The sequence below is a fragment of the Xanthomonas sp. CFBP 7698 genome (genome assembly GCF_003600855.1).
In the GTDB taxonomy this organism is placed as follows: Bacteria; Pseudomonadota; Gammaproteobacteria; order Xanthomonadales; family Xanthomonadaceae; genus Xanthomonas; species Xanthomonas cannabis.
In genome coordinates this window covers 1693310-1713539 of record NZ_PRDN01000001.1, presented here as the reverse complement: position 1 = coordinate 1713539, position 20230 = coordinate 1693310, and the positions used below count along the sequence as shown (strand labels likewise).

The 20230-nt window shown below is 65.2% G+C and carries 16 protein-coding genes; 14 read left to right on the top strand and 2 right to left on the bottom strand.

From position 1 onward, the window contains the following. Nucleotides 1–51: 51 nt before the first annotated feature. From XnspCFBP7698_RS07195 to XnspCFBP7698_RS07155, 9 genes are all read left to right on the top strand, one after another. Nucleotides 52–1431, top strand: coding sequence for an MFS transporter (locus XnspCFBP7698_RS07195; RefSeq protein ID WP_039409887.1), 1380 nt, complete (start codon nt 52–54; stop codon nt 1429–1431). 19 nt (nt 1432–1450) lie between these two features. Continuing rightward, nucleotides 1451–2806: a glucarate dehydratase gene (gene gudD, locus XnspCFBP7698_RS07190; protein WP_104580722.1), complete on the top strand. Its 1356-nt coding sequence runs from the start codon at nt 1451–1453 to the stop codon at nt 2804–2806. A gap of 76 nt (nt 2807–2882) precedes the next feature. Beyond that, entirely contained in the window at nt 2883–4154 is a 1272-nt protein-coding gene (locus tag XnspCFBP7698_RS07185) for an OprD family porin (protein WP_104580723.1), read from the top strand. Nucleotides 4155–4189: 35 nt separating this feature from the next. Then, entirely contained in the window at nt 4190–5731 is a 1542-nt protein-coding gene (garD, locus tag XnspCFBP7698_RS07180) for a galactarate dehydratase (protein WP_104580724.1), read from the top strand. Between the two features lie 348 nt (nt 5732–6079). Further along, on the top strand, nt 6080–6460 hold the full coding sequence (locus XnspCFBP7698_RS07175) for a RidA family protein (RefSeq protein ID WP_022972872.1): 381 nt from the start codon (nt 6080–6082) through the stop codon (nt 6458–6460). 29 nt (nt 6461–6489) lie between these two features. Further along, on the top strand, nt 6490–8634 hold the full coding sequence (gene recG, locus XnspCFBP7698_RS07170) for an ATP-dependent DNA helicase RecG (RefSeq protein WP_104580725.1): 2145 nt from the start codon (nt 6490–6492) through the stop codon (nt 8632–8634). Between the two features lie 135 nt (nt 8635–8769). Beyond that, nucleotides 8770–9708, top strand: coding sequence for a nucleoside hydrolase (locus tag XnspCFBP7698_RS07165; protein WP_123137332.1), 939 nt, complete (start codon nt 8770–8772; stop codon nt 9706–9708). 72 nt (nt 9709–9780) lie between these two features. Then, a complete protein-coding gene (locus tag XnspCFBP7698_RS07160) occupies nt 9781–10023 on the top strand; it encodes a type B 50S ribosomal protein L31 (RefSeq protein ID WP_039409907.1) in 243 nt (80 codons plus the stop codon). Nucleotides 10024–10251: 228 nt separating this feature from the next. Further along, complete coding sequence (locus XnspCFBP7698_RS07155) at nt 10252–11541, top strand: citrate synthase (protein WP_039409911.1); 1290 nt, start codon at nt 10252–10254, stop codon at nt 11539–11541. 129 nt (nt 11542–11670) lie between these two features. On the opposite strand, the gene XnspCFBP7698_RS07150 is transcribed toward XnspCFBP7698_RS07155, so the two are convergent. Together XnspCFBP7698_RS07150 and XnspCFBP7698_RS07145 are read right to left on the bottom strand one after the other, a co-directional pair. Next, the gene (locus XnspCFBP7698_RS07150) at nt 11671–12321 is read right to left on the bottom strand and encodes a hypothetical protein (protein ID WP_047695640.1); all 651 of its coding nucleotides are present in this window, start codon (nt 12319–12321) and stop codon (nt 11671–11673) included. 251 nt (nt 12322–12572) lie between these two features. Further along, nucleotides 12573–15095, bottom strand: a complete 2523-nt coding sequence (locus XnspCFBP7698_RS07145; RefSeq protein WP_123137331.1) for a penicillin-binding protein 1A — start codon at nt 15093–15095, stop codon at nt 12573–12575. Between the two features lie 119 nt (nt 15096–15214). On the opposite strand from XnspCFBP7698_RS07145, the gene XnspCFBP7698_RS07140 reads away from it, so the two are divergent. From XnspCFBP7698_RS07140 to XnspCFBP7698_RS07120, 5 genes are read left to right on the top strand one after another with little or no spacing between them, the layout of a single operon-like run. Continuing rightward, a complete protein-coding gene (locus tag XnspCFBP7698_RS07140; RefSeq protein ID WP_039409920.1) occupies nt 15215–16273 on the top strand; it encodes a pilus assembly protein PilM in 1059 nt (352 codons plus the stop codon). After that, nucleotides 16273–17055, top strand: a complete 783-nt coding sequence (locus XnspCFBP7698_RS07135) for a PilN domain-containing protein (protein ID WP_047695638.1) — start codon at nt 16273–16275, stop codon at nt 17053–17055. Before XnspCFBP7698_RS07140 ends, XnspCFBP7698_RS07135 begins: the two co-directional genes overlap by 1 nt. Next, nucleotides 17052–17717, top strand: coding sequence for a type 4a pilus biogenesis protein PilO (locus XnspCFBP7698_RS07130; protein WP_123137330.1), 666 nt, complete (start codon nt 17052–17054; stop codon nt 17715–17717). The genes XnspCFBP7698_RS07135 and XnspCFBP7698_RS07130 overlap by 4 nt, the downstream gene beginning before the upstream one ends. Further along, on the top strand, nt 17714–18247 hold the full coding sequence (locus XnspCFBP7698_RS07125; RefSeq protein ID WP_011038332.1) for a pilus assembly protein PilP: 534 nt from the start codon (nt 17714–17716) through the stop codon (nt 18245–18247). Before XnspCFBP7698_RS07130 ends, XnspCFBP7698_RS07125 begins: the two co-directional genes overlap by 4 nt. 19 nt (nt 18248–18266) lie before the next feature. Then, nucleotides 18267–20159: a type IV pilus secretin PilQ family protein gene (locus XnspCFBP7698_RS07120; RefSeq protein ID WP_123137329.1), complete on the top strand. Its 1893-nt coding sequence runs from the start codon at nt 18267–18269 to the stop codon at nt 20157–20159. The last annotated feature ends 71 nt before the right edge of the window (nt 20160–20230 follow it).

The following is a 20230-nucleotide window of genomic DNA, read 5'->3' as shown; positions in this document are numbered from 1 at the left end:
CATTTGGAGTACCGAAGCGCACTGCGCTTCCATCGTCATAGGTGAGGAACGATGATGGCTACCGATTCAACGACCGTCGGCTCGACGACAGTTCCGCGCAGGCGCTATTTGATCCTGTTGATGTTGTTCGTGGTGACCACGATCAACTATGCCGATCGCGCCACCTTGTCCATCGCCGGTTCCGCGGTCCAGGATGCGCTGGGCATCGACGCGCTGCAGATGGGCTTCATCTTCTCTGCGTTCGGTTGGGCGTATGTGGCCGGGCAGATTCCCGGTGGCTGGCTGCTCGACCGCTTCGGCTCGCGCCGCGTGTATGGCTTGTCGCTGCTGATCTGGTCGGTATTTACGGCGTTGCAGGGCTTCATCGGCTGGGTGCCGGTGGCCTGGGCGGTCACCACGCTGTTCGTGCTGCGCTTTCTGGTGGGCATTGCCGAAGCGCCGTCGTTCCCGGGCAATAGCCGCATCGTGGCGGCCTGGTTTCCCACTGCCGAGCGCGGCCTGGCCGCGTCCATCTTCAATTCCGCGCAGTACTTCGCCACGGTGGCATTTGCGCCGCTGATGGGCTGGCTGGTGCATGCCTGGGGTTGGGAGCACGTGTTCCTGGTGATGGGCGGCGTGGGTGTGTTGCTGGCAGCGCTATGGCGCAAGACCATCTACGCACCGCGCGAACATCCGCGCCTGAGCGCACAGGAGCTGCACTACATCCAGCGCAACGGCGCACTGGTGGACATGGAGCAGGGCAACAAGCCCGGCACTCAGCCCAAAGGCACCCAGTGGCATTACGCCAAGCAACTGCTGTGCAACCGCATGTTGCTGGGCGTGTATATCGGCCAGTACTGCATCACCACGCTGACGTATTTCTTCCTGACCTGGTTCCCGGTGTACCTGGTCAAGGAGCGTGGCATGTCGATCCTGGAAGCGGGCTTCGTGGCCTCGCTGCCGGCGGTGTGCGGCTTCATCGGTGGCGTGCTGGGCGGCTATGTGTCCGACCGCATGGTGCGGCGCGGCTATTCGCTCACCGTCTCGCGCAAGACGCCGATCGTGATCGGCATGCTGATGTCGGTGACGATGATCGGCTGCAACTACGTGCAGGCCGAATGGATGGTGGTCGGGCTGATGGCGCTGGCGTTCTTCGGCAAGGGCATCGGCGCGCTGGGCTGGGCGGTGGTGGCCGACACCTCGCCCAAGGAGATCGCCGGCTTGTCCGGTGGCCTGTTCAACACCTTCGGCAACATCGCCGGCATCACCACGCCAATCGTCATTGGCTACATCGTCTCCACCACCGGCAGCTTCGAGTGGGCCCTGGTGTTCGTCGGGCTCAACGCATTGCTGGCGGTGGTGTCCTATCTGGTGATCGTGGGCGACATCAAGCGCGTGGAACTGAAGGCGCCTCCCGGCGGCCCGTCCATGCCCGTGCCCGCACCGCTGTGACCATCCTCGGAGAATCCTCATGACCATCCACACATCACCTGCAGCCATCGGCACCACGCCGCGCATCACCGACGTGCGCGTGGTGCCGGTCGCCGGGCAGGACAGCATGCTGCTCAATCTCAGTGGCGCGCATGCGCCGTACTTCACCCGCAACGTGCTGGTGCTGCGCGATTCGTCCGGGCGCACCGGCGTGGGCGAGGTGCCTGGCGGCGCTGCCATTGCCGGGTTGTTGAACGAAGCGGCCGCACTCATCCGCGATCGTTCCATCGCCGAGTACCAGCGCATCCTCAACCAGGTGCGCACCGCCTTCGCCGACCGCGACAGTGCTGGGCGTGGGCTGCAGACCTTCGACCTGCGCATCACCATCCACGCAGTGACCGCGATCGAAGCGGCCTTGCTGGATCTGCTGGGGCAATACCTGGATCAACCGGTCGCTGCGCTGCTCGGCGAAGGCCAGCAGCGCGATGCAGTGGATGTATTGGGCTATTTGTTTTTCATCGGCGACCGCCGCAAGACCGGGCTCGATTACCGCGACGGCAGCGATGCAAGCGATGCCTGGGAAGCGGTGCGCGACCAGGAAGCCTTGACCCCGGCAGCGGTGGTGCGGCTGGCGGAAGCCGCGTATGAAAAATACGGCTTCCGCGATTTCAAGCTCAAGGGCGGCGTGCTGCGCGGGGAAGCCGAAATCGAGGCCATCCACGCCTTGCATGCGCGCTTTCCGCAGGCGCGCATCACGCTCGATCCCAACGGCGCATGGTCGTTGCAGCAGGCCATCGCGCTGTGCCGCGACATGCACGGGGTCATGGCGTATGCGGAGGACCCGTGCGGCGCCGAGCAGGGCTATTCCGGTCGCGAAGTGATGGCCGAATTCCGCCGTGCCACCGGCCTGCCCACCGCCACCAACATGATCGCCACCGACTGGCGGCAGATGGGTCACGCCATCCAGCTGCAGTCGGTGGACATCCCGCTGGCAGATCCGCATTTCTGGACGCTGCAGGGCTCGGTGCGCGTAGCGCAACTGTGCCGCGACTGGGGCCTGACCTGGGGCTCGCATTCCAACAACCATTTCGATATTTCGCTCGCGATGTTCACCCACGTGGCGGCCGCAGCGCCGGGGCAGGTGACGGCGATCGATACGCACTGGATCTGGCAGGACGGCCAACGGTTGACGCGCAACCCGTTGCAGATTGCAGGCGGCCAGATCCAGGTGCCGGCTAAGCCTGGCCTGGGTGTGGAACTGGACCTGGATGCACTGGACGCGGCGCATCGCACCTATCAAAGCCTGGGCCTGGGCGCGCGCGATGACGCGGCCGCCATGCAGGCGCTGATTCCCGACTGGACCTTCGACAACAAGCGGCCGTGCCTGGTGCGCTGAAGCGTGCCGACGCCTGCTGCCCGCGCCTGGGCAGCACCGCCTGACCGCGAGGTCACCGCAGGTGGAGAACCGAGCAATGAAAAGCATGATGGCACTCGGCGGCGCGGCGCTGCTGGCGGTCGGTGCGGGCGGCCGTGCGCGGGCGCAGGAACCGGACGCGGGATTCTGGAACGGCGCAACGGCCGAGGTCACCGCGCTCAACTTCTACTACAACCGCGATTTCCGCAGCGGCGACGGGCAGGGCAAGCGCGCCGAATGGGCACAGGGCTTCGTGGTGGATGCCAAGAGCGGTTACACGCGCGGCCCGATCGGTGCCGGGCTGGATCTGCTCGGCATCGGCGACTTCAAGCTCGATGGCGTGCGTGCCGAAGGCGGCACCGGGCTGCTGCCCAACAATGACGACGGCACCGCGCAACATGCGTTGGTGCGCGTGGCACCCACGCTCAAGCTGCGCGCCTCGCAGACCGAGGTGAAATGGGGCAGCTTCATTCCCAACGAGCCGCTGGTACGCGCCAGCATCACCCGCATCATGCCGGAGACGTTTCAGGGCGTGACGCTGGAATCCAAGGACATCCCCAAGCTCGACCTGCTGCTTGCCCGCTTCACCAGCGCCTGGTACCGCGATGGGGACTCGCGCGTGCCGATCACCTTGACCAACAAGAACCGGCGCTTTCTGGGCACGCCGGATTCGGATGCGCTCAACCTGGTATCGGCGACCTACACGCTGGTGCCCGGAACGCAGCTGCGCTATCAGGGCGCGGTGATGGAAGACATCTACCGCCAGCAGCTCTACAACCTGATCCAGACGCACACGTTCGGCAAGGACCAACTACGTCTCGACCTGCGCTACTTCCGCACCGACGACATCGGCCAGTCACGTGCCGGCCTGATCGACAACCGCATGTTTAGCAGCATGCTGTCCTGGCGCACGGGTGGGCACGAAATCGGTGCCGGCTATCAAAAACTGAGCGGCCCCAGCGCCATGCCGTGGCCGGGCGGCACTGACGGCAATGTCTTCAACTGGACCTTCATCAACGACTTTCTCGAACGCGGCGAACGCAGCTGGCAGCTGCGCTACAGCATCGATGGCAAGAGCATCGGCATCCCCGGGCTCAGCATCATGGCGCGCTATATCAGCGGCGACAGTGCACGCCCGGCAACCTATGCGGGCGAAGGCCGCGAATGGGCGCGCGATGTGTTGACCACGTATCAATTCCAGGGCGAGCGTTTCAAGCATGTGAGCGTCATCTGGTTCAACGGCACCTTCCGCTCCAATTACCAGCGCAATGTCGATGAAAACCGCCTGATCCTGCAGTACCAGCGCCAGTTCGACAGCCCCGACCGGTAATGCAGTCCACCCCACGTTTGCAAGGTAGCCCCACGATGTCCGCAACCCCGCAACCCACCCGTTGGCTCAGCATCCGCGCCCATGCGCGCGACAATGTCGCCATCGTCGTCAACGATGACGGCGCGCCGGCCGGTGCCACCTTCGCCGATGGCTTGACCGCCATCGAGCACATTCCGCAAGGCCACAAGATCGCGCTGGTGGACCTGCCCGCAGGTGCGGCGGTGATCCGCCTGGGCGCGGTGATCGGTACCGCCAACGCCGACATCGCGCGCGGCGCGTGGGTCAGCGAGCAGCTGCTGGCGATGCCCGAGGCCCCAGAGCTGGCCGCACTGGATCTGGCGCTGCACCCCGCGCCGGAGCCTGAGCCGCTTCACGGCTACACCTTCCAGGGCTACCGCAACCGCGACGGCAGCGTGGGCACGCGCAACATCCTGGGCATCATGACCAGCGTGCAATGCGTGGTCGGCGTGCTCGGTCACGCGGTGGAGCGCATTCGTACCGAGCTGCTGCCCAGGTATCCCAATGTCGATGATGTGGTGGCGATCAATCACGTCTACGGCTGCGGCGTGGCGATCACCGCACCGGAGGCGATCATTCCCATCCGCACGCTGCGCAATATCGCGCGCAGCCCCAACTTCGGTGGGCAGGCGCTGATCGTTGGGCTTGGCTGCGAAAAGCTCGCCCCCGAACGCCTGCTCCCGGACGATGCCAGCGCCGACGACAGCGGCGTCTACCGGCTGCAGGAAGCCAGCCTGGGCTTTGCCGACATGGTCAGCTCGATCATGACCATGGCCGAAGAACGGCTGCGCCATCTGGACGCCCGCCGGCGCGAAACCGTGCCGGCCAGCGAGCTGGTGGTGGGCATGCAGTGCGGCGGCAGCGATGCGTTTTCCGGCGTCACGGCCAACCCGGGTCTGGGCGTGGCCGCCGACCTGCTGGTGCGGGCCGGCGCCACGGTGATGTTCTCCGAAAACACCGAAGTGCGCGACGGCATCCACCTGCTGGTGCCGCGCGCGGCCAATGCCGATGTGGCCAAGGCGCTGGTGCGCGAAATGGCCTGGTACGACGCCTACCTGGCGCGCGGCCAGGCCGACCGCAGCGCCAACACGACACCGGGTAACAAGAAGGGCGGGCTGGCCAATATCGTGGAAAAGGCGATGGGCTCGATCGCCAAGTCCGGCTTCTCCCCGATCAATGGCGTGGTACCGCCGGGCGAGCGCGTCAAAGGGCGCGGCCTGCAGTACTGCGCCACCCCGGCCAGCGACTTTGTCTGCGGCACGCTGCAGGTGGCGGCCGGCATGAACCTGCATGTATTCACCACCGGGCGCGGCACGCCTTACGGCCTGGGCATGGTCCCGGTGATCAAGGTCGCCACTCGCAGCGAACTGGCGCAACGCTGGTCCGACCTGATGGACATCGATGCCGGCGGCGTCGCCACCGGCACCAAGACGCTGGAACAGCTGGGCTGGGAGTTGTTCCAGCGCTATCTGGATGTGGCCAGCGGCCAGCGCACCTGGACCGAGCACCACCGCCTGCACAACGACCTGGCGCTGTTCAATCCGGCGCCGATTACCTAGTCCTGGCCCTCTCACGGGAGAAGGCGCGCCTCCCTTCTCCCATCGGGACATTGTCCCCTTCATGGGGGAAAAGGTGCCCCGAAGGGGCGGATGAGGGTACGGGCGCAGCCTCACGCACTACGTCACAGGCGTCCAGCAGCGCACACCCACAGCCTCACTGAAGCCGTGGCGCGCGCGAGCGAAAGCCAGCCGCAACCAATACCACGGCAAGACGCCCAGTCCACCGAGCAACGCGCCGCTAGTCCGCCAGCTACCGCCCGCGCGCAGCCATCCCTCATTCCCCCATTCGCCCGTCAACCGCATGCGCCGATACAATGCGCGTTCGTTTTCAGCGTTGACGGAGTCGCCATGTCCCAGATCATCCATACCGACCAGGCGCCCGCCGCCATCGGCCCGTATTCGCAGGCCGTACGTGCCGGCAACACCGTGTATTTCTCCGGCCAGATTCCGCTGGACCCGGCCACCGGCGAGATCGTGCCGGGTGATATCGGTGCGCAGGCACGTCGCGCGTTCGACAACCTCAAGGCGGTGGCCGAAGCGGCCGGCGGCTCGCTCGACAAGATCGTGCGCCTGGGCCTGTACCTCACCGACCTCGGCCAGTTCGCCGCCGTCAATGCGGTGATGCAGGACTATTTCCAGGCCCCGTTCCCCGCGCGTTCCACCATCGAAGTGTCCGGCCTGCCCAAGGGCGCCGGCTTCGAAGTCGATGCGGTGATGGTGCTCGAGTGATCGTGCGTAACTGAGCCGATCGATCCGTCGTGCCGCGCGCGCGTCCCGCTACTCCGGCCCTGGCCGTCGCCGGCCAGGCCTCACTCGCCAGCCTGCCCGGGGTCGGCCCGAAAGTGGCCGAGAAATTTGCTGCGCGCGGCATCCTGAGCGTGCAGGACCTGTGGCTGCATCTGCCGCTACGCTATGAAGACCGCACCCGCCTGACCACGATCGCGCAGCTGCAGAGCGGCGTGCCGGCGCAGATCGAAGGGCGGGTCGATGCGGTGGAACGCGGCTTCCGCTTCCGCCCGGTGCTGCGCGTGGCGGTCTCGGACGATTCGCACGGCAGCGTGGTCCTGCGCTTCTTCCATTTCCGCGCCGCACAGGTGGCGCAGTTTGCCGTTGGCACGCGCGTGCGCGTGTTCGGCACCCCCAAGCCCGGCCAGCAGGGCTGGGAAATCGTGCACCCCAGTTATCGCGTGCTCGCCCCGGGCGAGGATGCCGGCCTGGGCGACAGCCTGGACCCGGTCTATCCGGTGCTCGAAGGTGTCGGCCCGGCCACGTTGCGCAAGCTCATCGGCCAGGCGCTGGAGCGCTTGCCACCGGAGGCGGCACTGGAGCTGCTGCCGCCGCACTGGCTGCAGGACGAGCGCCTGCCATCGCTGCGGACGGCATTGCTGACCATGCATCGGCCGCCGGTGAACACCGATCCGCAGCAATTGCTTGCCGGCGGTCACCCCGCCCAGCAACGCCTGGCCATCGAAGAACTGTTGGCACACCAGCTCAGCCTGCGTCGCCAGCGCATCGCGCTGCAGCGGTTTCATGCGCCGGTGTTGCCCGGCAATGGCACGTTGGTGCTGCAATTGCGCAGCGTGTTGCCGTTCCAGCTCACCGGCGCGCAACAACGCGTGTTCGCACAGATCGCGCACGACCTTGCGCAGCCATCGCCGATGCTGCGACTGGTGCAGGGCGATGTCGGCAGCGGCAAGACCGTGGTTGCTGCACTGGCGGCGATGCTGGCGGTGGAGCAGGGCAAACAGGTCGCACTCGCCGCGCCCACCGAACTGCTGGCCGAGCAGCATCTCACCAATCTGCGCGGCTGGCTGGAGCCGTTGGGCGTGCGCATCGTCTGGCTGGCCGGCAAGGTCACCGGCAAGGCGCGCGCTGCGGCGATTGCCGAGGTCGCCTCCGGCCAGGCGCAGGTGGTGGTGGGCACGCACGCACTGATGCAGGAGGCGGTGGTCTTCCACGATCTGGCGCTGGCCATCATCGATGAGCAACACCGCTTCGGCGTGCATCAGCGGCTTGCGCTGCGCGACAAGGGGGCAGCGGCCGGCAGCGTGCCGCACCAGCTGGTGATGACCGCCACGCCCATCCCGCGCACGCTGGCGATGTCGACCTACGCCGATCTGGACGTCTCGTCCATTGATGAACTACCGCCCGGCCGCACGCCGGTGCAGACCATCGTGCTGAGCGCAGAACGCCGCCCCGAGTTGGTTGAACGCATCCGCGCCGCCTGCGCCGAAGGACGGCAGGCGTACTGGGTGTGCACACTGATCGAAGAAAGCGAAGACCCCGGCAAGGGTGCGCCAAACGGGCCGCCACGCATCGAAGCGCAGGCCGCAGAAGTCACCTTCGACGCCTTGTCGGCGCAGCTGCCCGGCGTGCGCGTCGCACTCGTGCATGGCCGTATGAAGCCGGCCGAAAAGCAAAAGGCCATGCTCGATTTCAAGCAGGGCCGCAGCGATCTGCTGGTTGCCACCACCGTGATCGAAGTTGGCGTGGACGTGCCCAATGCCTCGCTGATGATCATCGAAAATGCCGAGCGCCTGGGCCTGGCGCAGTTGCACCAGCTGCGCGGCCGGGTCGGGCGCGGCGCGGCCGCTTCCAGTTGCGTGCTGCTGTACCAGGGCCCGTTGTCGATGATGGCGCGCCAGCGTCTGGAAACCATGCGCCAGACCAACGACGGCTTCGTGATCGCGGAAAAGGACCTGGAGTTGCGCGGCCCCGGCGAACTGCTCGGCACACGGCAGACCGGCCTGGCCAGTTTCCGCATCGCCGATCTGGCGCGTGACGCCGGCTTGCTACCGCGCGTGCAGGTGCTGGCCGAACGGCTGCTCGCCGACGCGCCGGAAATCGCCGACCGCGTCGTCGCGCGCTGGATCGGTAGCGCGGTGCGGTATGCGGCCGCTTGAGCGGCCGGGAATCGGGAATCGGGATTGGGGAATCGTCAAAGCGGATTGCTGCGACCTGGGCGTCGTTGATTCGCGTGGCCGGCCGATCCTTGCGAAGATGCGGTAATGAATCCCGAATGCCCAATCCCGAATCCCATGACTGACAAGATACCGCTGCTGATCGATACCGACCCGGGCGTGGATGACGCGCTGGCGCTGCTGATGGCCTTCAACGACACCCGCCACGAGGTGGTCGGGCTGACCATCGCCGCCGGTAACGTCGGCCTGGATCACACCGTGCGCAACGCCTTGAAGGTCTGCGAGATCGCTGGCCGTACCGATGTGCCGGTCTACGCAGGCTGCCCGCAACCGTTGCTGCACCCCTCGGTGGATGCGGCGCACGTGCACGGTATCGACGGCTTCGGCGACGTAGGGCTGGCACCGGCCAAGCGCACTGCCGAGGCCGAGCATGCGGCGCTCGCCATCCTGCGCCTGTCGCACGAACACGCCGGCGAGCTGCTGCTGGTCGCGCTTGGCCCGCTGACCAACCTTGCGCTAGCGCTCACCCTGGACCCGACCCTGCCGCAGCGCGTGGCGCGGCTGGTGGTGATGGGCGGGGCGCTGACCGGGCACGGCAACATCACCGCGGCGGCCGAATTCAACATCGGCTTCGACCCCGAGGCGGCGCACATCGTGTTCCGCGGCTTCCCGCAGTTCGACGTCGCCGACTGGGAGGCCACCATCGCGCACGGCCTGCTGCACCGGGACGTGGAGCAGTGGCTGGCCGCTGACACCCCCCGCGCCCGCTTCTATGAGGAAATCTCGCGCAAGACCCGGCTGTGGTCCGAGGACAGCCGCGGCGAGTACTGGTATGCGGCCGATGCGCTGGCCATGGCGTTCGCCCTGCATCCGGAAGGCGCGCAGAAGCTGGAGCAGCGCCCGGTGCACATCGAGCTGTCGGGCACCCACACCCGCGGCATGACCCTGGTGGACTGGAACCGCCAGGGTGGGGCGCCCGACAACGCCAACCTGCTGCTGGCCTATGACATTCAGCAGTTCTACGGCCTGGTCGGGGCCGCCCTGGCCGCCAGTTAGGGCCCGCCTTGCGCCGGGCAAGTGGGGGCCGCTATAATGCCCGGCTTATCCAGGCAGCCCGGCGCCAAGTCCATGAAAGATAACGTGCATCCCAACTACAAAGACGTCGTCTTTCACGACGTGACGTCCGATTTCAAGATTCTGACCCGTTCCACCATGAGCTCGAAAGAGACCGTGAAGTGGGAAGACGGCCAGGAATATCCGCTGGTCAAGGTGGAAATTTCCTCGGCGTCGCACCCGTTCTATACCGGCAAGCACAAGGTGATCGACACCGGCGGCCGTATCGACAAGTTCCAGAAGCGCTACGCGCGCTGAACTTGCAGGACGGGCTGTACCGGCAGCGGCCGCGCATTGCGCGGCCGTTGTTTTTGGATCGCCCGCGCTTCGTTTGCGTGCCCCCAGCCAGTGCGTCTACGACTTCTGTCCAAGCGACGGCCAAAATGCTGCTGTGCGATAATGACGTGATCCGAGGCGACGCCTTGGACTTCCATCACGTGCCTGCCCATGTGGGATCAGGCGCCTTCCACTGAAGGAGCGTACACAGTGTCCGATCTTGATCAGGTCACGCTCAACGCCGGCGACAAGTCGGTCGTTCTGCCGGTTCTCAAGCCCACGCTGGGCAATGACTGCGTCGATATTTCCAAGCTGACCAAAGAAACCGGTCTGTTCACCTACGACTCGGGCTTCACCGCCACCGCCAGCTGCAAGTCGGCCATCACCTATATCGATGGCGACAATGGCGTGCTGTTGTACCGCGGCTACCCGATCGAACAGTTGGCCGAGAAGTCCAGCTTCCTGGAAGTTTCGTACCTGCTGATGAACGGCGAACTGCCGACGGCGGACGAATTCAAGAAGTTCGACCACGAAGTGACGCATCACACGATGATGCATGAGTCGCTGAAGAACTTCCTCGGCGGTTTCCGCCACGACGCGCATCCGATGGCCATGCTGGCCGGCTCGGTCGCTTCGCTGTCGGCGTTCTACCACGACACCCTGGACCTCAACGATCCGGAGCAGCGCCGTCAGGCCGCCATCCGTCTGATCGCCAAGGTGCCGACCCTGGCGGCTGCCGCGTACCGCTATTCGATCGGCTGGCCGATCCGCTACCCGCGCAACAACCTGAACTACGTCGACCGCTTCCTGCACATGATGTTCGAAGTGCCGAGCGAGCCGCTGGAGATCAACCCGGTCGTGGCCAAGGCGCTGGATCTGCTGTTCATCCTGCACGCCGACCACGAACAGAACGCCTCCACCTCGACGGTGCGCCTGGTCGGTTCGACCGGTGCCAACCCGTACGCGTCGGTGGCTGCCGGCATCACCGCACTGTGGGGCCCGGCACACGGCGGCGCCAACGAAGCGGTGCTGAAGATGCTCGAAGAGATCGGCACCGCCGATAACGTCGAGTCCGCCGTTGCCAAGGCCAAGGACAAGAACTCTTCGTTCCGTCTGATGGGCTTCGGCCACCGCGTCTACAAAAACTTCGACCCACGCGCCAAGATCATCCGCGAGATGACCCACAAGGTGCTGGGCGAGCTGGGCGTCAACGACCCGTTGCTGGAAGTGGCGTTGAAGCTGGAAGAAGCCGCTCTGAAGGACGACTACTTCGTGCAGCGCAAGCTGTACCCCAACGTCGACTTCTACTCGGGCCTGATCTACAAGGCGCTCAATATCCCGGTGGAAATGTTCACCGTGATGTTCGCTATTGCGCGTACCGCCGGCTGGGTGTCGCATTGGCTGGAGCAGCAGGTCGACCCGGAAATGAAGATCGGCCGTCCGCGCCAGATCTACACCGGCTACGACAAGCGCGACTACACCGACAGCGCCAAGCGCTAAGCGGTTTCAAGTTGTCTGCGTAAGCAAACGCCCCGCACCGCGGGGCGTTTTGCGTCGTGGCTTGCGGTCTGCCGGATGAGTGATTAGGCCTGCACGCCTGGGCCGGTGGCGCCGCGCGTTCGGTACGGCTCAGGGCAGCTGCTGTACGTAACCCTGGCGCTCGTCATCGGCCAGCAGTTGCCGCACCTGCGCCGCCGAGGCGCGCGGCATCGGTTTTTCGTCCAACTGCGAAAGCGGTGCCTGCCGCAATGCGTCGTAGGGCAGCACGGTCAGGTCGAAGGTGAGCTCCTCGGCACTGAACAGCCACACCGGGAAGTCGCCAGTGCGGTCGCGATCCAGGCGCAGACGGCGGGTGCGCGCCTCGGCCGGGATGCGGTGGTCTTCCAGAAACCGCTGCACTGCATCCGTGTCGTCGCTATGCAGCTGCAATTGCACCGGCGCGTTCGCATCGGCGGTGCCGTCCAGCACCGGGCCGGTCAGTCGCGGCTGAAACGGGCTGAGGAATTCCAGTGCACGCACGGCGGCTTCGCGGCGTTGGCGTAGACGCACGCCATGCCCGGGTCCGGCGAACAAGCGTTGGTATTCGCGCAATGCATCTTCGATCTCGCGGTTGCGCGGCAACGAGGCGTCGTCATGAATGCCGAGCCTGCTGGCGGCCTTGAGCTTGGCTTGATGAAAATCGCGGATACCGCCCTCGGCCATCAGGCGGGCGGCCTCATGCGCCAGACGATGGCGACGCTCCCGGGTGCGTGTATCGGCGTGCTCGCGTGCGTGTTGCATGACCCGGCTCCCCTGATGAACCTGGGTTCGACTCTACAACAGCTGCATGAAGACATGGCGAATGCGTCGCGCCATGTCGCGCACGAACCGCGTCGTACTGCCGATTTCGCTCAATCAGGCAATCAGCCACAAACGGCAGCTGCCTGTTCGCGTCACTGCACCTGCCTCACCCGCCCAAGAAAAAGGGGAACCGGAGCAGCCCCGCTGTTCCGATTCCCCATTCCTCAATCCCGACTCCCGATTCCCGGCCGTCAGAAAATATCGAAGGCCTTCTCGTCCTGCTGCTCCTGCAGGCCGTAGTCGTAATCCTGCAGGCGATCCAGGTCCTCGTTCTTGACCCATTCGACCGCGCCATTGATGGTGGCCTGGGTCATGCCATCGGGCGGGTCGTTGGCGGCGATCGGCTTGTCCTTGAGCGCCACGCGCATGTAGTCGATCCAGATCGGCAGGGCGGCCTTGCCGCCGTATTCGCGATAGCCCAGCGAGCGGAAGTCGTCGCGGCCCACCCACACGGTGGTGGCATACGGGCCACCGAAGCCGGAGAACCAGGCATCGCGGTGGTCGTTGGTGGAACCGGTCTTGCCGCCGACGTCCTCGCGGCCGAGCACCTTGGCCGCGGTGCCGGTACCGCGCTGGACCACGTCGCGCATCATCGACACCAGCTGGTAGGCGGTGCGCTCGTCGATGGCGCGCGGGGCGATCTTGGTTTCGGCAATCGGTGCCGGCGCGGCGTCTGCCGGCGTGGGTGCGGCATCGGCTACCGGTGCAGGCGGTGTTGCCGGTGCCTGCGCGCCGAAGTTGAAACCGTCCACCACCTGGCTGACCGGTGCGACATTGCCGCCCTGCAGCGCGCAGGTGCGACAGGCCACGGCAGGCATCTCCTTGAAGATGACGTTGCCATCGCGGTCCTTGATCTCGTCCACGATCCAGGTGTCCACGCGTGAGCCGCCGTTGGCGAACACCGCATAGCCGCGTGCCACCGAGAGCGGGGTCAGCGATGCGGTGCCCAGCGACATCGACAGGTTGGGCGGCAGCTCTGCTTCCTGGAAACCGAACTGGCTGATGTATTTGCGTGCAAAATCGACGCCGATCGCATCCAGCAGCCGCACCGACACCAGGTTGCGTGACTGCACCAGCGCCTCGCGCAGGCGCATCGGGCCGCGGAATCCGCCGCCATCGTTCTGTGGCGACCAGGTCTTGCCGCGACGGTCGCGGAACACCACCGGCGCATCCAGCACGATCGAGGCCGGGTTGAAGCCCTTTTCGAAGGCCGCCGCGTACACGAAGGGCTTGAAACTCGAGCCTGGCTGGCGGCGTGCCTGGGTGGCGCGATTGAACTTGTTGCCGGCAAAGCTGAACCCGCCGACCAGTGCGCGCAGTGCGCCGCTGTTGGCGTCCAGCGAGACCAGGGCCGCCTGGCCACGCGGCAGCTGGTCGATGATCCACTCGCCGTCCTTTTCGCCTGCCCGGATGCGGGTCAGGTCGCCGCGCGTCAGCAGCTTGGCGGGCGTCCTGCCGGTCCAGCGGCTGGCCGAGGCAGGCAGGGTGAGCTCGGTCTTGTCGTGCTGCACGACGGTGACGCCGCCGTCAGGGTTGCTGCGTGCCACGATCACCGGGCGCAGCCCGCCCTGGGTGAACACCCCGGACAGATGCTTGGCCAGCGCGGGCGCGTCGGCATCTGCGGCCACGTCGACGTGCTGCTCCACGCCATGCCAGCCATGACGATGGTCGTACAGGCGCAGGCCGTCGTTGATCGCGGCGTCCGCGCCCGTCTGCAGCGTGGCGTCGATGGTGGTGGTGACGTGGTAGCCCTTGTTGAGCACATCGCCACCGTACTTGGCGATCATCTCCTGGCGGACCAGTTCGGCCACGTACGGCGCGTAGACCTCGACCGGTGGCTCGTGCGGCTTGGCATGCATCGGCACCGCCTTGGCCGCATCGGCTTCGGCCTGGCTGACGAAACCCAGGTCGGCCATGCGCTGCAGCACGTAGTAGTCGCGCCGTTCGCGGGCGCGTTCCGGGTTGCTGATCGGGTTGCCGCTGGACGGGAACTTGGGAATGCCGGCCAGCGAGGCCATCTCGTCCAGGCTCAGCTCACTCATCTTCTTGCCGAAGTAGTACTCGGCGGCCGCACCCACACCGTAGGCGCGATTGCCGAAAAAGCTCTTGTTGAGATAGAGCTCGAAGATCTCGTCCTTGCTCAGCTCACTCTCGATCTTGCGTGCCAGCAGGATCTCGGCGAGCTTGCGGGTGTAGCTGTACTCGGAACTGAGGAAGAACTGCCGCGCCACCTGCTGGGTGATGGTCGAGCCGCCCGGCACGCGCTTGGCGTCGGTGGTGGCCAGCAGCCACACCGCACGGCCGATGCCCTTGTAGTCCACGCCCCCATGCTCGTAGAAGCGCGCGTCCTCGGTCGCCAGGAAGGCCTGCTTCAGCCGCAACGGCACCTCCTTCATCTGGATCGGATAGCGCCGGGTCTCGCCATACACGGCCATCAGGCGGCCGTCGCTGGCATACACGTACATCGGCTCCTGCAGCTCGACCTGCTTGAGCGACTGCACATCGGGCAACTTCGAGGAAATGGCGTAATACAGGCCGCCGGCAGCGATAGCGCCAAGCAGTGCGAGCACGACGAGCGCGGCCAGGATCCAGCCCAGCCAACGGCGAATACGGGGCATGTAAGAGAGATTCCGATTGCAGATTTCTTGGTCACAGAGTATAGATGACGCCGGGTTTGGCTGGGGCCGAACTCTGGGGATCGCAGAAGACAGCAAAGGGGTCACGGTCGCGAGGTCACTGCCTTGCGCGTGAAGGGCTTGTCAACTGTTAAAATTTGATTATTAATACGAGGGCGCAGACATGCGTCCAAGTGCCCGTCGGCAGGGGAGTTACCGTGGGGCTTCTACCCAAGAGTCAGTCGCCACTGATTGGTGTCGATATCAGTTCCACTGCGGTCAAGCTGTTGCAGCTGTCGCGCAGCGGGAATCGTTTCCGCGTGGAGCACTACGCGGTTGAACCGTTGCCGCCCAATGCGGTGGTGGAAAAGAACATCGTCGAAGTGGAGGCGGTCGGCGAAGCCATTCGCCGCGCCATCAACCGTTCCGGCAGCAAGGCCAAGAACGCGGCAGCTGCCGTGGCTGGCTCGGCGGTGATCACCAAGTTGATCCCGATGCCGGCCGACCTGGACGACAGCGACATGGAGGCCCAGGTCGAACTGGAAGCCACCAACTACATTCCGTACCCGATCGAGGAAGTGAATCTCGATTTCGAGGTGCTGGGCCCGATGCCCAACAGCCCGGACATGGTCCAGGTGCTGCTGGCCGCCTCGCGCTCGGAAAACGTGGAACTGCGCCAGTCGGCGCTGGAACTGGGTGGCCTGACCGCCAAGGTGATGGACGTGGAGGCCTTCGCGGTCGAAAACGCGTTCGCCCTGGTCGCCAGCGAACTGCCGGTCGCCGCCGATGCGGTGGTTGCGCTGGTCGACATCGGCGCCACCATGACCACGCTCAGCGTGCTGCGCTCCGGGCGCAGCCTGTACAGCCGCGAACAGGTGTTCGGTGGCAAGCAGCTCACCGACGAAGTGATGCGCCGCTATGGCCTGACCTACGAAGAAGCTGGCCTGGCCAAGCGCCAGGGCGGTTTGCCGGAAAGTTATGAGGTCGAAGTGCTGGAGCCGTTCAAGGAAGCGACGGTGCAGCAGATCAGCCGTTTGCTGCAGTTCTTCTATGCGGGCAGCGAATTCAATCGCGTCGACTGCATCGTGCTGGCCGGCGGGTGCGCCGCGCTGTCACGCCTGCCGGAGATGGTGGAAGAGCAGCTGGGCGTGACCACCGTGGTCGCCAACCCGCTCGCACAGATGACGCTGGGCCCGAAGGTTCAGGCCCATGCGCTGGCGCTGGATGCGCCGGCCTTGATGATCGCCACCGGCCTGGCCCTGAGGAGCTTTGACTGATGGCAAGAATCAATCTATTGCCCTGGCGCGCCGAGCGCCGGAAGGCGCGCGAGCGCGAGTTCTATTCGATGCTGGGCTTCGCCGCATTGGGCGGCGTGCTGTTGTCGGCGTTGATCTGGTTCTACTACGACGCGCAGATCACCGGCCAGACCGAGCGCAATGCGTTCCTGACCACCGAGATCGACAAGGTCAAGGCGCAGAACGAAGAGATCAAGGAACTCGACAAGAAGAAGGACCGCCTGCTTGCGCGCAAGAAGGTGATCGAGGAGCTGCAGGCCAACCGTTCGCAGATGGTGCACCTGTTCGATTCGCTGGTGCGCACCATTCCCGATGGCGTGGCGCTGACCAACATCAAGCAGGACGGCGACATCCTGACGCTGGAAGGCCGCTCGCAATCCAACGCCCGCGTCAGTGCCTACATGCGCAACCTGGAAGGTTCGGGCTGGATGACCAATCCGGACCTGTCGATCATCGAGGCCAAGAGCCAGGACAAGGCCGGGCAGCCTGCGACCTCGTCGATGGACACCAAGACGCTGCCGTACGTGTTCACGCTCAAGGTCAAGCTGGCCAACCCGAACGAAGCTGACAAGAACGGCACTACGCCGGGCGTGGTAGATCCGGCCGCGCCGGGTACCACAGCACCGGGTGCAGCACCTGCCGGTGCCACGCCTGCTGCCCCGGCAGCGGCGCCTGCGCCCGCAACGTCGCCGGCCGCGGCGCCTGCACCGACGCAGGCAGCACCGGCGCCCGCCAATCGGCCGCAGGAGGGGGCGGCGTCATGAGTAAGAAATCATTCAAGCTCAGCGATCTGGATTTCAACAACATCGGTGGTTGGCCGCAGCAGGCACGCATCGTGTTCTGCGTGGTGGTTGGCCTGTTCATCCTGGTGCTGGCCTGGTTCCTGTTGATCAGCGGCAAGCGCGATGAACTGGAAGGGCTGGAAGGCACCGAAACGCAGCTGCGCACCGAGTTCGAGACCCAGCAGGGGCGCGCGGTGAATCTGGAGCCGCTCAAGCAGCAGCTCGCGCAGATGGAACAGGTGCTGCAGCAGATGCTGCGTCAGCTACCCAGCAAGACCGAAATGCCGGATCTGATCATCGATATCTCGCAGACCGCGTTGTCCAGCGGCCTGTCCAACGAGCTGTTCCAGCCGGGACCGGAATCGCCGAAGGAGTTCTACGCCGAGAAGCCGATCGCCCTGCGCATGGTGGGCAGCTACCACCAGTTTGGCGCCTTCGTCAGCGGCGTGGCATCGCTGCCGCGCGTGGTGATCCTGACCATGCACGACATCAACCTCAAGCCCAAGGATGCCAAGGCCGGCATCACACCGCGCGGCGCGCTGGAGCTGTCCGGCACGGTCAAGACCTATCGTTATCTGGACGATGAGGAAATGGCCGAGCAGGAGAAGGCGGCGGCCGACGCGGCAAAGAAGGGCGGCCAATGACCATGAAACTGCTCAAGATCCTGTCCTGCGTGGCGCTAATTGCTGTATTGCCGGCGTGCACGCGCGGTGTGACCAGCACCCCGGGCGATGCGCCGAATCTGGAAGCCTGGGTGGCCGAAGTGCGCGCGCGCCCTGCGCCGCCGCTGGAGCCGTTGCCGGTGATGCAGCAGTTCGAGACGTTCGAATATGCCGCACAGGTGATGCGCGACCCGTTCAGCGATGCCTGGGTCAGTGCGGAAGGCGGCAACGGCACGCGTCCGGATCCGAACCGGCGCAAGGAGCCGTTGGAGGCCTTTCCGCTCGACGCTCTCGACATGGTGGGGACCATTGGGGGCGGCTCGGGTCTGATCGCGCTGGTGATGGCACCGGACAAGGTGACCTACCGCGTGCGGCCGGGTGTGTATCTGGGACAGAGCGATGGCCGGGTGACCGGGGTCTACGAAGACCGCATCGAGCTGATTGAACTTGTGCCGGACGGTGCGGGTGGATGGCTTGAACGGCCGGCCGCGCTCGCATTGGATGATCAATAAAGTGATAGGGGATAGCACGATGACGTTTTCCAATGCCCAGCGGTTGCGTCCGGTTCGACGCCACGCGATGCTCCAGGCCTGCGCGTTGGGATGCGCGCTGGCGCTGGCCGGCGGCAGCGCGTTTGCCGCTGCCGCGCTGACACAGCCCGTGCAGGACCCTGCCAAGACCGCTCCGGCGAGCCTGGCGGTGTCCAAGATCGATTTCAAACGCGGTGACGATGGTGCGGGCCGCCTGATCCTGAAGTTCGACGGGCAGGGCGCGAGCCCGGACCTGCGCACGCAGGGCGACAACGTGCTGGTGGACATCAGCAACGCCAGGCTGCCGGCCGAGCTGCAACGCCCGCTCAACGTCACCGACTTCGCCACGCCGGTGCAGCGGGTGGAGGTCAAGCCGTCCGGTTCCGGCTCGCAGCTGGTGCTGTCGACCAAGGGCGCCTTCGATTCGCTGGCCTATCAGACCGGCAACGAATACGTGGTGGAAATCACCCCGCGCAAGGGCCAGCCAGCCGTTGGCGGCGTGAGCGCCGCGTCGGTCACCCAAGCCGCCGCGCAGATTGCCGCGCGCGGCTACAGTGGTCGCCCGGTGACGTTCAACTTCCAGGACGTGCCGGTGCGCACCGTGCTGCAGCTGATCGCCGAAGAGTCCAACCTCAACATCGTCGCCTCCGACACCGTGCAGGGCAACGTCACCCTGCGTCTGATGAACGTGCCGTGGGACCAGGCGCTGGACATCGTGCTGCGCGCCAAGGGCCTGGACAAGCGCCGCGATGGCGGCGTGGTCTGGGTCGCCCCGCAACCGGAGCTGGCCAAGTTCGAGCAGGACAAGGAAGACGCCCGTATCGCGATCGAGAACCGCGAGGATCTGATCACCGATTATGTGCAGATCAATTACCACAATGCGGCAGTGATCTTTAAGGCGCTGACCGAGGCGAAGGGGATTGGCGGTGGTGGTGGTGGTCAGGGCGGTGGTGGCGGTGGCGGTGGCGGTGCAGGTCAGCAGGATAATGGCTTCCTGTCGCCGCGCGGTCGCCTGGTGGCCGACGAGCGTACCAACACCTTGATGATCAGCGACATTCCGAAGAAGGTCGCGCAGATGCGCGAGCTGATCTCGCATATCGACCGCCCCGTGGATCAGGTGTTGATCGAAGGTCGTATCGTGATTGCAACCGATACGTTTGCGCGTGATTTGGGTGCGCGATTCGGGCTGGGCGGTACGCATACTTATGGCGATAACGTTGCGACTATCGGCAATACCGTTAGCGGCGGTGGAACTGCTGCGGGTCGAGGCCTGAACGTTAATCTGCCGACGGGCGCCTTTACCAGCGGCGCTTCTGCGCCGAGCCTCGCCTACACGCTGCTGGGTTCCAATTTCAATCTGGATCTTGAGCTCTCCGCCCTCCAGCAGGAAGGTCGAGGCGAGGTGATCTCCAACCCTCGCATCGTGACGTCCAATCAGCGTGAAGGTGTGATCAAGCAGGGGCGTGAAATTGGCTATGTCACTATTACCGGCGGTACTGCGGGCCAGGCGGCGACGCCCAATGTCCAGTTCAAGGAAGTGCTCCTGGAGCTGAAGGTAACGCCGACGATCACCAACGACAATCGCGTCTTTCTCAACATGAATGTAAAGAAGGACGAAGTTGATCAGCTGATCGAACTGCCCAACTACGGCACGGTGCCGTCGATCAACCGTCGCGAAATCAACACGGCCGTGCTTGTGGACGACGGGCAGACGGTCGTGATTGGTGGCGTGTACGAGTTCACTGATCGCGCCAGTGTCAACAAGGTTCCGTTTCTTGGTGACGTCCCGTTCCTTGGCAATCTGTTCAAGAGTCGCGGCCGCAGCAAGAGCAAGGCCGAACTGCTGGTGTTCATTACGCCGAAGGTGCTCCGCGTCGCGTCCGCGGTTCGCTGATCTGCTGGCTTAGACAAAGCCTGGCATGCGACTCGCTGCCAGGCTTTGTCGTGTATGGATGTCTGCAGCTG